The following is a 12,644-nucleotide window of genomic DNA, read 5'->3' as shown; positions in this document are numbered from 1 at the left end:
CGGCGCAAACTGTGGTCAAAGCCTCGCCATGCGAATCTTGGTGGTGGGCGGCGGCGGCCGCGAACATGCGCTGTGTTGGGCCATTTCGGCCTCGCCGCTGTGCACAAAGCTCTACTGCGCCCCCGGCAATGCCGGCATCGCCCAGGTCGCCGAATGCGTCGCTGTCGGCGCCGAGGATATCGCGGGCCAGGTAGCGCTGGCCCAGCGCCTGAAGATCGACTTCGTCGTGATCGGCCCCGATGCGCCTTTGGTGGCGGGCATGGCCGACGGTTTCACGGCCGCAGGCATCAAAGTGTTCGGGCCGTCCAAGGCGGCGGCCCAGCTCGAAGGGTCCAAGAGCTTCACCAAGGAGCTCTGCCGACGCCACAACATCCCGACCGCCGCCTATGAGCGCTTCACCGACCTCGACAAGGCGATCGCCTATATCAAGGCGTGGGGCGCGCCGATCGTGGTCAAGGCCGACGGGCTCGCCGCCGGCAAGGGCGTGATCGTGGCCGAGACGGTCGACCAGGCGATCGAAGCCGTGCGCGACATGTTGTCGGGCAACCGCTTCGGCGCGGCCGGCGCCTCGGTTGTGATCGAAGAGTTCATGCAAGGCGAGGAGGCGAGCTTCTTCGCGCTCTGCGACGGCGAGCATGTGCTGCCGATGGTCGGCGCCCAGGACCACAAGCGCGCCTTCGACGGCGACAAGGGCCCGAACACCGGCGGCATGGGCGCCTATTCGCCGGCGCCGGTGTTCGACGCCGCCATGCAGAAGCGCACGATGGACGAGATCGTGCTGCCGACCGTTCGCGCGATGGCCAAGGACGGCACGCCGTTCAAGGGCGTGCTTTATGTGGGCGTGATGATCGACGCGAAGGGCCCGCGGCTGGTCGAGTTCAACTGCCGCTTCGGCGATCCCGAAACCCAGGTGCTGATGATGCGGCTGAAGTCCGATCTCGTGCCGGCGCTGATCGCCTGCGCCGACGGCGGACTCGACCATCTCGACCTCCGCTGGTCCGACGAGGCAGCGCTCACCGTCATCCTGGCAACCAGGGGTTATCCCGATGCCTACAAGAATGGCAGCGAGATTCGCGGCGTTGCCGAGGCGGCCAAGGTCGAGGGCGTCGAAATCTTCCATGCCGGCACGAAAGCCGACGGCAGCCGCCTCCTGGCCAATGGTGGCCGCGTGCTGAACGTCAGCGCCATGGCCCCCACCGTCGAGGAAGCCAGGGAGCGGGCCTATCGCGCCGTCGACCTGATCGACTGGCCGGAGGGCTTCTGCCGGCGCGATATCGCATGGCGGGCAGTCGGCCGGAAGCCGTGACACCCGAGGGTCGCGACCGCTAAGTTAGGGTCATGCCCGACATGATCACCGAATCCCAGCGCCTGCTGGCGCAGCTGCGCTTTCCCTGCGGCGACGTGCCTGAGCCCGGCGACATCAAGAACGTCGCCCCCGGCATCTACTGGCTGCGCATGCCGCTGCCGTTCCAGCTCAATCACATCAACCTGTGGCTGGTCGAGGAGAAGGACGGCTGGACCATCGTCGACACCGGCATCAACACGCAGGCGACGCGCGACTTGTGGGAGAAGATCTTCGCCGAGAAGCTTGGCGGCAAGCCGGTGACGCGCGTGATCGGCACGCACCTCCATCCCGACCATATCGGCCTCGCGGGCTGGCTGTGCGAGAAGTGGAACGCGCCGCTGTGGATGACGCTGGGCGAATACATGAGTGCGCAGGCCGCGCGCAACGACTTCGTCGAAAGCGAGGACACGCGCGCCGCGCATGTGGCGCGGAACGGCGTGCCGCCGGACCGCATCGCCAACTTCCATCGCCACAAGGGCGGCTATGCCAAGGGCGTGGCACCGCTGCCGACCACCTTCCAGCGCATGATCCATGCGCATCCCATCACCCTGGGCGGCCACCGCTGGGACGTGATCGTGGGCCGCGGCCATGCGCCCGAGCATGCCTCGCTGTGGTGCCCCGAGCTCAACGTCATGATCGCGGGCGACCAGGTGCTGCCCAAGATCAGCACCAATGTCGGCGTGTGGCCCAACGAACCGCTGGCCGACGCGCTCACTTGGTTCCTCGACGGCTTCTCGCGCTTCCGCCGCCTGCCGGCCGACGCGCTGGTGCTGCCCTCCCACGGCTTCCCCTTCATCGGCCTGCACACCCGGCTCGACCAGCTCGTGGCTCATCACGATGCCCGGTTGAACGACATCACCCACGCCATCGCCCAGCGCGGCGCCGAGGGCGCCACCGGCTGGGACATGGTGCCGGTGCTGTTCCCGCGCCATCTTGACAACAACCAGATCGTCTTCGCCTTCGGCGAGACCCTGGCGCATCTGCATTGCCTCGAGACCCGCGCCCGCGTGAAGCGCACGGTGGTCGACGGCGTGCATCGCTTCGTGGCTCTGGTCGACGTCCATCCGCAGCCGCCGTCCGACGATTCGGACGCCGAGGTCATGGATATCGGCCAGACCTGACACCGATGCGAGTCGATCTCTTCGACTTCGAGCTGCCCCAGGATCTCATCGCCCAGCGGCCGGTCTCGCCGCGGGATGCCGCGCGCCTGCTCGACGTGGCACCTGATGGGCTTCACGACCGCGGCGTGCGCGACCTGCCGAAGCTGCTGCGCAAGGGCGACCTGCTGGTCTTCAACGACACCAAGGTGATTCCGGCGCGGCTGCTGGGCACGCGGCCCGGCGGCGGCAAGGTCGAGGCGCTGCTGATCCGCGACCTCGGCGCCGGCCATTGGCTCTCCTTCGCCCGGCCGACCAAGCGGCTGCAGATCGGCGATGCGTTGGCCTTTGCGGGTGGCCTGGGCGCCACTGTTGCAGCCAAGAACGAGGACGGCTCGGTCGTGCTGGTTTTCGACCGGGGCGGTCACGATTTTCTCACAGCCCTCGAACAGGGCGGCGCGGTACCCCTGCCCCCTTACATCCGCGGTGGCACGGCCGATGCGCGGGACCGCGCCGACTACCAGACTCTGTTCGCCAAGGTCGACGGCTCGGTCGCGGCGCCAACCGCGGGCCTCCATTTCACGCCTGCGCTCATGGCGGCCCTGGCGGAGGCGGGCGTCACCACCGCCGGCGTCACCCTGCATGTCGGCGCCGGCACCTTCCAGCCGGTGCGGGTGGACGATACCGATCGGCATGTCATGCATTCCGAATGGGGCGAGGTCCCGCAGGCCACCGCCCAGGCCATCGCCGCGGCCGGGCGCGTGGTCTCGATCGGCACGACCTCGCTCCGCTTGCTCGAGTCGGTCGCCCGAACCGGGCCGATGCGCGCCTGGACCGGCGAGACCGATATCTTCATCACCCCCGGGTTTCAGTTTCGCGCCGTCGATCTCCTGCTCACCAACTTCCATCTGCCGCGCTCGACGCTGTTCATGCTGGTGGCGGCCTTCGCCGGGCTGGAGCGCGTCAAGGAAGCCTATGCGCATGCGGTGAGCGAGCGATACCGCTTCTATTCCTACGGCGATTGTTGTCTGTTGCGGCGATGAGTCTTTCCTTCGAGCTTCTGGGCAACGACGGCGCCGCGCGGCGCGGCCGGATCACGACCGCCCACGGCACCGTGGAGACGCCGGCCTTCATGCCGGTCGGCACCGCGGGTACCGTGAAGGCGATGCTGCCACAATCGGTCGCCGAGACCGGCGCCGAGATCGTGCTGGGCAACACCTTCCACCTGATGCTGCGGCCGGGCGCCGAGCGCGTGGCGGCGCTGGGCGGGCTGCACAAGTTCATGAATTGGCCAGGGCCGATCCTGACCGATTCGGGCGGCTTCCAGGTGATGTCGCTAAAAGACCTGCGCAAGCTCGACCCCGACGGCGTCACCTTCCGTTCGCCGATCGACGGCACGCAGCACCGGCTCACGCCCGAGCGCTCGCTCGAGATCCAGCACCTGCTCGATGCCGACATCACCATGTCGTTCGACGAATGCACGACCTGGCCGGTCGAGGAGGCCGAGGCGGCAAAGTCGATGCGGCTGTCGATGAAGTGGGCCGAACGCGGCAAGCGCGCCTTCGCCGAGCGGCCGGGCTACGGCCTGTTCGGCATCGTCCAGGGCAGCGTCTTTCCGGAGCTGCGGGCCGAGAGCGTGAGGGCGCTCTCGGCCATCGGTTTCGACGGCTATGCCATCGGCGGCCTGGCCGTCGGCGAAGGCCAGGAGCGGATGTTCGCCACGCTCGACACCACCGTACCGCAGCTGCCCGCCGGGCGGCCGCGCTACCTGATGGGCGTCGGCCGGCCGGCCGACATCGTGGGCGCCGTTCTTCGCGGCATCGACATGTTCGACTGCGTGATGCCGACGCGGGCCGGCCGCACGGCACAGGCTTTTACCCGCCGCGGCGAACTCAATCTGCGCAATGCCCGCCACCGCGACGACCCGCGGCCAATCGACGAGCGTTGTGCCTGCCCGGCCTGCACTCATCACAGTCGTGCCTATCTGCATCACCTGATCCGGGCCGAGGAGATCCTCGCCTCGATGCTGCTCACGTGGCACAACCTTCACTACTACCAGGACATCATGCGCGGCCTGCGCGGCGCCATCGAAAGCAACTCACTCGGCCACTGGATCGCCGCATTCGCGAGCGAACAAGACTTGGGCGACATCCCACCCCTTTGAATCCGACTTTAGTAACGGAGCGTACCGGATGCCGAACGAGGCCCTGATCGTGGTCGACATGCAGAACGACTTCTGCGAGGGCGGCGCCTTGGCCGTGCCCGGCGCCAACGGCATCCTTCCGCTGGTCAACCGGCTGATCGGCCGCCACGACCACGTGATCCTGACCCAGGACTGGCACCCGGCGGGCCATGCCTCCTTCGCCAGCGCCTGGGCCGATGCCGTGCCCTTCAGCACCGTGAAGTTCCCCTACGGTCCGCAGACCCTGTGGCCGGACCATTGCGTGCAAGGCACCTCAGGCGCCGACTTCCATCCCGGGCTGGAAGCGACCAAGGCGCAGATGATCGTGCGCAAGGGCTTCCACACCGGCATCGACTCCTACTCGGCGTTCCGCGAGAACGACCGCATGACCCGCACCGGCCTCGACGGCTACCTCAAGGCCCGCGGCTTCACTCGTTTGATCATCTGCGGCCTGGCGCTCGACTACTGCGTCGCCTGGACTGCGATCGACGGACGCCAGGCGGGCTTCGACATCGCCGTCGTGGTCGAGGCCACCGCCGCCCTCGATCTTGAGGGCAGCCGACGGCGCATGCTCACCGAAATGCGCCAGGGCGGCATCAATCTCAACGCGACGGCGTAGGTCCTAGACGCGCTCCAGCGCCAGCGCGATGCCCTGCCCGACGCCGATGCACATGGTGGCGAGCGCGCGCTTGCCGCCGGTGGCTTCGAGCTGGTTGAGGGCAGTGATCATCAGCCGGCCGCCCGAGGCGCCGAGCGGATGGCCGAGCGCAATGGCGCCGCCGTTGGGATTCACGTTCTCCTGGTCGTCGGCGAGGCCCAGCTGGCGCAGCACGGCCAGCGCCTGTGCCGCAAACGCCTCGTTGAGCTCGATCGTGTCGAAGTCCTTGATGGTCATGCCGAGCTTGGCCAGCAGCTTCTGCGTCGCCGGCACCGGACCGATGCCCATGACGCGCGGCGGCACGCCCGCCGACACGGTGCCCAGGATGCGCGCTCGCGGCGTCAGCCCATTGGCGCGGGCGGCAGCCTCCGAGGCGATGATCATGGCGCAGGCGCCGTCGTTCAGGCCGGAGGAATTGCCCGCCGTCACCGAGCCGCCCTCACGGAACGCCGCCTGGAGCTTGCTGAGCGTCTCCATCGTGGTGTCGCCCCGCGGATGCTCGTCCTTGTCGACGATGATCTCGGTCTTGCCCTTCTTGACGCAGACCTTGACGATCTCCTTGTCGAAGAAGCCGCGATCCTGGGCCGCCTTGCAACGGCGCTGGCTGCGGTAGGCGAAGGCGTCCTGGTCGGTGCGGCTGATCTGGTGCTCGCCTGCGACATTCTCGGCGGTCTGGCCCATCGGATCGACGCCGTAGGCTGCCTTCATCCGCGGGTTGACGAAGCGCCAGCCCAGCACCGTGTCCTCGAGCTTCATCGAGCGATCGAAGGCGCTCTCGGGCTTGCCCATCACGTAAGGCGAGCGGGTCATGCCTTCGACGCCACCTGCGATCATCATCTCGGCCTCGCCGAGTTTTACCGCACGCGCCGCATGGCCAGCGGCTTCCAGCCCCGAACCACAGAGCCGGTTGACCGTGGCGCCGGCCACCTCGACCGGCAGGCCGGCCAGAAGCCCCGCCATACGCGCCACGTTGCGGTTGTCCTCGCCCGCCTGGTTGACGCAGCCATAGATCACGTCGTCGACGGCGCCCCAATCGACATTGGCGTTCCGTTGCATCAGCGCCTTGATCGGATGGGCGGCCAGGTCGTCGACCCGCATGGCGCCAAGTCCGCCGTTATAGCGGCCGACGGGGGTGCGGATGGCGTCGCAAATGAAGGCCTCGGTCATCTTGGGTACTCCCACCACAAATTCGTTGCTGCCGGGTTAGCACCCGGCCCAGCCGCTTGCCAATACCTCATGGGCAGAGGGGCTATGCGAGTCACGACAGGCCGCGGCCGCGACGTTTCCCAGGATCGTAAGGCGCGAGGGCGATGTCGCAGCGCGAGGGGTCGGGAGAGGGAGAGAATGGACATGCGCCGGCCTGCCCTGAGGCTTGGTCGGCTAACTCCGATCGGCCGGACTCTGTTCTGTCAGGCCCGCCGAAACACAGCGTACTGGGCGTAGCCGCGATAGGGTCGCTCGAAGGTGAGCAGGGTGCCGGCGCTTCCGTCGAAGGTGGCGAGCGCTGCCTCCAGACCGTCGCGCGGATCGACATGGAACTGCGCCAGCCAGGTCCGCAGCCCACGGCGGAACCAGCGCGGCAGTTCCTCCTGGCCGCCGAAATCGACGATATGCAGCTCGCCACCAGGCTGCACCCAGGCCAGCGCCTGGCCGAGCGCCAGGTGCCACTCGGGGATCATCGACAGGCTGTAGGACAGGAAGACGTGCGAGAATCCGGGCACACCGAACAGCAGCGCGGGATCGAACCGGGTGGCGTCGGCACAGGCCAGCCGAATGCGGGGCGACAGGCCGTCGCGCACGACCTTGGCGCGGGCCGTCTCGAGCATCGCAGCCGAAATATCGATGCCGTAGAACGCGGCGTGCGGATAGGCCCCCGCCGCCGCCACCAGATTCCGTGCCGTGCCGCAGCCGATCTCCAGCACCCTGCCGCCGGACGGCGGCGACAGGCGCTCGATCAACCGGTCGCGGCCCAGCAGATAGTATTTGCGCGTACTGTCGTAGAGATGGCGCTGCCGGCGGTAGATGCGGTCCATCAGGTTGGACATGGCGACAGTGTCGCTCACGGATCAATCCCTGAGGACATAGAGATGGAAGCCACCGTAGATCGCCGAACGGTCGCGCGCCGTGAATTCCTGCGAGGCGGCAGCCTCGTAGTGCCAGCGGTCGAGCAGCGCCGGGTCGAGGCGGCCTTCCAGCAGCGACGGTTCGGCCGCGGTCCGGAAAATCACCCGCGCCCCGAGTCGCGCCGTCCGCGTGATCTCGGTCCAGAGCGCGTTCAGCTGGTCGTCGGTCATCCAGTCCTGGGCATCGAGCAGCACATAGCGGTCGCGCGAGGCGGCCGGACAGGCGGCGAGATACTCCGTGACCGAGCGGTTCATCACCTCGACCCGGTCGGCCCGGGCACGGACGAAGTCGAACTGGTCGCGCCGCAGATAGGGTGGTAGCGGTCCCTGCCCGTCGCCGCTGTAGCCGCGGCCAAAGGCCTGCCAGGCGAAGTAGTTGTCATTCAGGCTGAAGCCGCAGGCCAGCCGCTCGACTCTTTCGCGCAGCACCACACTCATGCCGCGACCGCCGGCCAACGCCTCGTACTGCGCCGGCGGAATGCCGAGGCCATAGAGCGAGAGGCGATTGCCAGTCGCCCAGCGCACCGCGCGGCGATCGAACAGCGGGGCCAGCGCCGTCTCGAAGAAGGCGCGCTGCTCGTCCATCGTGCGGGCGCTCAGCAGGTCGCGCAGGTCGACGCCATGAAGGCGCGCTGCGGCATGGGCGAGGCCGATGAAACGCCCCAGCAGACCGTGGCGGTAGGCATGGCGGGCGAAGATCGAGATCCGCCGCCGCCCGAAGTGCTGCAGGCTGCGACCCTGCCAGTAGGCGCGGCTCTGCGGGTCTAGGTGCGGCGCGATCAGCCGGTCGTAGGCCGCCACATTGGCCGCGTCGTCGGCCGCTCCGAAGAACCGGTAGAACATTTCCCACGACGGCAGGCGGCTGGCCGCCACCAGCTTCAGGCGGTTGAGCGCCACGTGAGCCTGGCTGAGATCCACCGCCGTAATGCGTGCCGGCCCCGCCGTGAGGTAGGAGAGTACGTTGCAGCCGCCCGAGGCGATCGCCACGACATGACTGTCGGGCGCGAGCGCCAGCGCCTCGAGATCGATCTCGGGATCTTCCCAGATCTGGGTGTAGACGAGGCCGCGGAACAGCCGTTCGAAGACATGCTCCAGGAGTCCCTCGCGGGATAGAACCCGATTTCGGCGAACCGCCTTTTTCAGGCGGACATTGCTCTCATCCCGCGGATAGGCCAACCAGACAACTCCGGCTCTACTCGACCTGCACAATATATCCACCCCAGGTGCCAGTTTGATGACAGGCACGCACTTGACGGGATGTCAGGTTAGAGGGAGTTTGAGGTCATGAGCACGCTGGGTTTCACCCTGTTCGACTCGCCGATCGGTACCTGCGGCCTCGCCTGGAGCGCGCGCGGCATCGCGGGCCTGCAACTGCCCGAAGCGTCGGCCGAGGCGACGCGCAAGCGCCTGCAGCGACGCTGGTCCGACGCGGTCGAGAGCGACCCACCGCCCGGGGTCGGCCGCGCCATCGAACGCGTGCTGCAGCTCTTGAAGGGCGAAGCCGCAGATCTCGCCGACATCCCACTCGACCTGGAAGCTGCGCCGGAATTCCACCGCAAGGTCTACGAGGTGGCGCGTACCATCCCGCCCGGCCGCACCATGACCTATGGCGAGATCGCCAAGCGTCTCGGCGTGCCGCACGAATCGCGCGAAGTCGGCCAGGCGCTCGGCCGCAATCCCGTGGCCATCATCGTGCCCTGCCATCGCGTGCTGGGCGCCGACGGCAAGATGGGCGGCTTCTCGGCCACTGGCGGCGTCTCGACCAAGCGGCGCATGCTGGAGATCGAGGGCGCACCGGAAGTGGGCGCCGGTCCGCTGTTCGCCGCGCGATGAGCGGCTTTCCGTTCAAGATCGCCAAGGCGGTCGCGCATCTCAAGGCTGCGGATCCGGCGCTGGCGGAGATCATCGAAGCGGTCGGTCCGTTCCGCATGGAGCTCAAGGCTTCGCGCAGCCTGTTCGGCGCGCTGGCCGAGGCCATCGTCTACCAGCAGCTTTCCAACAAGGCGGCGGCCACCATCTACGGCCGCGTCGAAGCGCTCTATCCGCGGGCGACGGCGGGTTTTACGCCGCGCCATGTCCTGGCGACGCCGGACGAAAGGCTGCGCAGTTGCGGCCTGTCGCGCGCCAAGGTGCTGGCGGTGCAGGATCTCGCACGCCGCGTGGCAAGCGGCGAACTGCCCACGCTCGAAGCGGCGCACGGCTTCGAAGATGCCGAGCTGATCGAACGGCTGGTGCAGGTGCGTGGCATCGGCCGCTGGAGCGCCGAAATGTTCCTGATGTTTCGCTTGGGCCGACCCGACGTTCTGCCGCTCGACGACTACAGCCTGCGCAAGGCCTATGCGAAGGCCTTCAGGAAGCGCGTGCTCCCCTCGCCGCAGGCGCTGGAGAAGGCCGGCGAGAAATGGCGGCCCTACCGAACGGTGGCGAGTTGGTATCTGTGGCGGGCATTGGAGATATGAAGCTGCGTTCATCTGTGCCACTGGAGTGACACATCCGCCGTGACATAATCGGCGCATGGCTCTTCCGTTTTCCAATACCGTCGACCGCACGCTGGAACGCCTGCGGACCGCCTTCGTCGACACTGCCCGCGGCGCCCGCGAGGTGGTGGGCGCCCCGCTTCGCCCCGACCTGCCCGACGACGACGTCCCGCGGCTGAAAAGCCGCATCGATGCCTGCCTCGCAGGCAAGGGCGGCGAGACGGCACGGCGAGGCCGCGCCGCCGAGCTCGGCCAGGCTTACCTCTCGCTCTCGCCCGCCGGCCGGAGGAAGTTCCTGCTGACGCTGGCGCACGACTACGGCCTGCCGCGCGAAGCGGCGATGGCCACCGTCGACCGTTGGCGCACCTCCAAGGAGCCGGCGCGGGCGCTCCGCCGCGCCCTCGAGCCACCGGCGGTGCGGCTGCTGCGCGAATTCGTGGGTGTGCCGCAGGGCGTGAAGTTCGTCGTCGATCTCCGCGCCGAGCTGCTGGCGCTGGGGCGCAGCGATGCCGCCGCACGGGCGCTCAGCGAGGACCTGCGGCCCCTGCTCGGCGACTGGTTCGACGTCGGCTTCCTCGACCTCGTGCGCATCGACTGGCAATCGCCCGCATCGCTCCTGGAGAAGCTCGTAGCCTACGAGGCGGTGCACGCCATCCGGTCATGGCGCGACATCAAGAACCGGCTCGATTCGGATCGGCGCTGCTTCGCCTTCTTCCACCCGCGCATGCCCGAGGAGCCGCTGATCTTCGTCGAAGTCGCCCTGGTGGCGGGGCTCGCCGGCAACGTGCAGCGTCTGCTCGACGCGCGCGCGGAGACCAGCGACCCCGGCGAGGCCAACACCGCGATCTTCTATTCAATCTCCAACTGCCAGCAGGGCCTGGCCGGCATCAGCTTCGGCAACTTCCTGATCAAGCGCGTGGCCGACCAACTCGCGAAGGAGCTGCCGAAGATCAAGGAGTTCGCGACCCTGTCCCCCCTTCCCGGCCTGCGCCAGCACATCGACAGCCGGCTGAAAAGCGAGGGCGACGATGCGCTGACGGCATCCGAGATCGCCTCCCTGGCGCCGGTGATCGGCGAGGCCAGGGGCGCCGCCGCTGTGCGCAAGCTGCTCGATCGGCCGAACTGGTGGGAAGTGCCAGCGATCGACAAGGCACTCCGGCCCATCCTGTCGCGGCTGGCGGCGCAGTATCTCACGACGGCCGACGACAAAGGCCGCGCGCTCGATCGCGTGGCACATTTCCATCTCGGCAATGGCGCCATCGTCGAGCGGCTGAACTGGCTGGCCGACACCAGCGCCAACGGCTTCAAGCAGTCCTACGCCATGATGGTGAACTACCGCTACAAGCTCGCTGACGTCGACGCCAACCACGAGGCCTATTCGAATGGCCGCATCGTCGCCAGCCGCGAGGTCCGGGCGCTGACGAAGGGGTAGCCGCGGCTCCTACTTGTTCAGATAATTCAGCTTCAGACCCGGCCGCGGCCATTCGAAGCTCACAAGCTTGCCGGTCATCGAGAGCGTGGCGTATGCCGTGCGCAAGTCCTTACCGCCGAAGCAGACGTTGGTGACCATCGGATCGGGCAGCTTGTATTGCGTCACGGATTTTCCGTCGGGTGAGATGTCGGAGACGGCGCCGGTGATCAGCGTGGCGACGCAGATGTGGCCGGCCGAGTCGACGGCCAGTGAATCGAACATCTGATAGCCGCCCAGCCCCGCGATCACGCGACCCTTCTCGCCGCGATAGGGGCCGTTGGCATCCTTGATGACTCCGGGCGCCGAAAGCTCGAAGGCCCAGCAGCGCGCGGTCGGCGTCTCCACGACATAGAGGGTTTTCTCATCCGGCGAGAGGCCGCAGCCGTTGGGGCGCTCGAGCGGGAAGACCTTCTGCTCGATTCTCGAGCCGTCGGCCTTGGCGTAGTAGACGGCGCCGCGGTCGCTGTCGTGCTCGCGCGTCTTGCCGAGATCGGTGAACCAGAAGCCGCCGGCGTTGTCGAAGACGATGTCGTTGGGGCCGTTCAGCTTGCGGCCGTCGCACGAATCATAAAGCGTCTCGACCTTGCCGGTCTCGGGATCGACGGTCTGGATCGAGCCGCCCTTGTAGGAAGCGGGCTGGGTGCCGGGGAACAGCCGCCCGTCGGGGCGCTTGATCCAGTTGAAGCCGCCGTTGTTGCAGACATAGATCTTGCCCGCAGGCCCCATCGCAGCGCCGTTGGGGCCGCCCGGCATCTTGGCCACGACCTGCTGCTTGCCGTCGGGCATGACGCGGGTCAGCGTCTCGCGCGCGATCTCGACCAGGATCACCGAGCCGTCAGGCATGGCGATCGGGCCTTCGGGAAACTGCAGGCCCGAGGTGATTTCCTTGTGCGGCGTCGTCATGGTCGTTTCCCCTATTTGCCTTCGAAGTCCGGCTTGCGCTTGGCGAGGAAGGCAGCAACGCCCTCTTTGAAGTCGTCGCTGCGGCCCAACTCGCGCTGGTAGTCGCGCTCGACATCGAGCTGCGCCGAAAGATCGTTGGCGCTCGACTGGGCAAGCGCGCCCTTGATCCGCGCCAGGGCCATCGTCGGCCCGTCGGCGAGCTTGCGCGCGATTTCTACGGCGGTCGGCATCAGGGCGGCGTCGTCGACGACGTCCCAGATCAGGCCCCATTCTTTGGCCTTGTCGGCCGGGATCTGCGGCGTCAGCATGGCGAGCGCCCGCGCACGCTGGTCGCCCACCAGGCGCGGCAGGAACCACGTGCTGCCGCCGTCGGGCAGCAGGCCGATGC

General features: G+C 67.8%; 13 protein-coding genes. 8 read left to right on the top strand and 5 right to left on the bottom strand.

Features of this window, described 5'->3' with window-relative positions; genetic code table 11:
• The first annotated feature begins 28 nt into the window (after positions 1 to 28).
• From purD to pncA, 5 genes are read left to right on the top strand one after another with little or no spacing between them, the layout of a single operon-like run.
• Complete coding sequence (purD, locus tag EPO55_RS01245; protein ID WP_296334562.1) at positions 29 to 1,306, top strand: phosphoribosylamine--glycine ligase; 1,278 nt, start codon at positions 29 to 31, stop codon at positions 1,304 to 1,306.
• A gap of 32 nt (positions 1,307 to 1,338) precedes the next feature.
• Complete coding sequence (locus EPO55_RS01240; protein ID WP_296334561.1) at positions 1,339 to 2,466, top strand: MBL fold metallo-hydrolase; 1,128 nt, start codon at positions 1,339 to 1,341, stop codon at positions 2,464 to 2,466.
• 5 nt (positions 2,467 to 2,471) lie between these two features.
• Positions 2,472 to 3,485 carry a tRNA preQ1(34) S-adenosylmethionine ribosyltransferase-isomerase QueA gene (gene queA / locus EPO55_RS01235; RefSeq protein ID WP_296334560.1) on the top strand — a complete coding sequence of 338 codons (1,014 nt, stop codon included), beginning with the start codon at positions 2,472 to 2,474 and terminating at the stop codon, positions 3,483 to 3,485.
• Complete coding sequence (gene tgt / locus EPO55_RS01230; RefSeq protein WP_296334559.1) at positions 3,482 to 4,606, top strand: tRNA guanosine(34) transglycosylase Tgt; 1,125 nt, start codon at positions 3,482 to 3,484, stop codon at positions 4,604 to 4,606. Before queA ends, tgt begins: the two co-directional genes overlap by 4 nt.
• A gap of 28 nt (positions 4,607 to 4,634) precedes the next feature.
• Positions 4,635 to 5,243, top strand: coding sequence for a bifunctional nicotinamidase/pyrazinamidase (gene pncA, locus EPO55_RS01225; RefSeq protein WP_296334558.1), 609 nt, complete (start codon positions 4,635 to 4,637; stop codon positions 5,241 to 5,243).
• 3 nt (positions 5,244 to 5,246) lie between these two features.
• Here the strand turns inward: pncA and pcaF are convergent, their stop codons facing one another.
• The 3 genes from pcaF to EPO55_RS01210 form a co-directional block, all read right to left on the bottom strand.
• On the bottom strand, positions 5,247 to 6,449 hold the full coding sequence (gene pcaF / locus EPO55_RS01220; RefSeq protein WP_296334557.1) for a 3-oxoadipyl-CoA thiolase: 1,203 nt from the start codon (positions 6,447 to 6,449) through the stop codon (positions 5,247 to 5,249).
• 242 nt (positions 6,450 to 6,691) lie between these two features.
• Complete coding sequence (locus EPO55_RS01215) at positions 6,692 to 7,345, bottom strand: class I SAM-dependent methyltransferase (protein ID WP_363718232.1); 654 nt, start codon at positions 7,343 to 7,345, stop codon at positions 6,692 to 6,694.
• Positions 7,346 to 7,348: 3 nt separating this feature from the next.
• Complete coding sequence (locus tag EPO55_RS01210) at positions 7,349 to 8,581, bottom strand: DUF3419 family protein (protein ID WP_296334556.1); 1,233 nt, start codon at positions 8,579 to 8,581, stop codon at positions 7,349 to 7,351.
• Positions 8,582 to 8,689: 108 nt separating this feature from the next.
• Here EPO55_RS01210 and EPO55_RS01205 point away from each other — a divergent pair, with 108 nt between their 5' ends.
• The 3 genes from EPO55_RS01205 to EPO55_RS01195 are packed head-to-tail and all read left to right on the top strand — an operon-like array spanning position 8,690 to position 11,314.
• The gene (locus EPO55_RS01205) at positions 8,690 to 9,238 is read left to right on the top strand and encodes a methylated-DNA--[protein]-cysteine S-methyltransferase (protein WP_296334555.1); all 549 of its coding nucleotides are present in this window, start codon (positions 8,690 to 8,692) and stop codon (positions 9,236 to 9,238) included.
• The gene (locus EPO55_RS01200; RefSeq protein WP_296334554.1) at positions 9,235 to 9,864 is read left to right on the top strand and encodes a DNA-3-methyladenine glycosylase; all 630 of its coding nucleotides are present in this window, start codon (positions 9,235 to 9,237) and stop codon (positions 9,862 to 9,864) included. The genes EPO55_RS01205 and EPO55_RS01200 overlap by 4 nt, the downstream gene beginning before the upstream one ends.
• 55 nt (positions 9,865 to 9,919) lie before the next feature.
• Positions 9,920 to 11,314, top strand: coding sequence for a malonyl-CoA decarboxylase family protein (locus EPO55_RS01195; protein WP_296334553.1), 1,395 nt, complete (start codon positions 9,920 to 9,922; stop codon positions 11,312 to 11,314).
• 9 nt (positions 11,315 to 11,323) lie between these two features.
• Here the strand turns inward: EPO55_RS01195 and EPO55_RS01190 are convergent, their stop codons facing one another.
• Both EPO55_RS01190 and EPO55_RS01185 read right to left on the bottom strand, forming a co-directional pair.
• Entirely contained in the window at positions 11,324 to 12,256 is a 933-nt protein-coding gene (locus EPO55_RS01190; RefSeq protein WP_296334552.1) for an SMP-30/gluconolactonase/LRE family protein, read from the bottom strand.
• Positions 12,257 to 12,267: 11 nt separating this feature from the next.
• Positions 12,268 to 12,644: enoyl-CoA hydratase-related protein (locus tag EPO55_RS01185; RefSeq protein WP_296334551.1), on the bottom strand; the 377-nt coding region annotated here is incomplete at its 5' end.

It is taken from the genome of Reyranella sp., from assembly GCF_004296935.1.
Classification (GTDB): Bacteria; Pseudomonadota; Alphaproteobacteria; order Reyranellales; family Reyranellaceae; genus Reyranella.
This window is presented reverse-complemented; position numbering and strand designations above follow the sequence as displayed.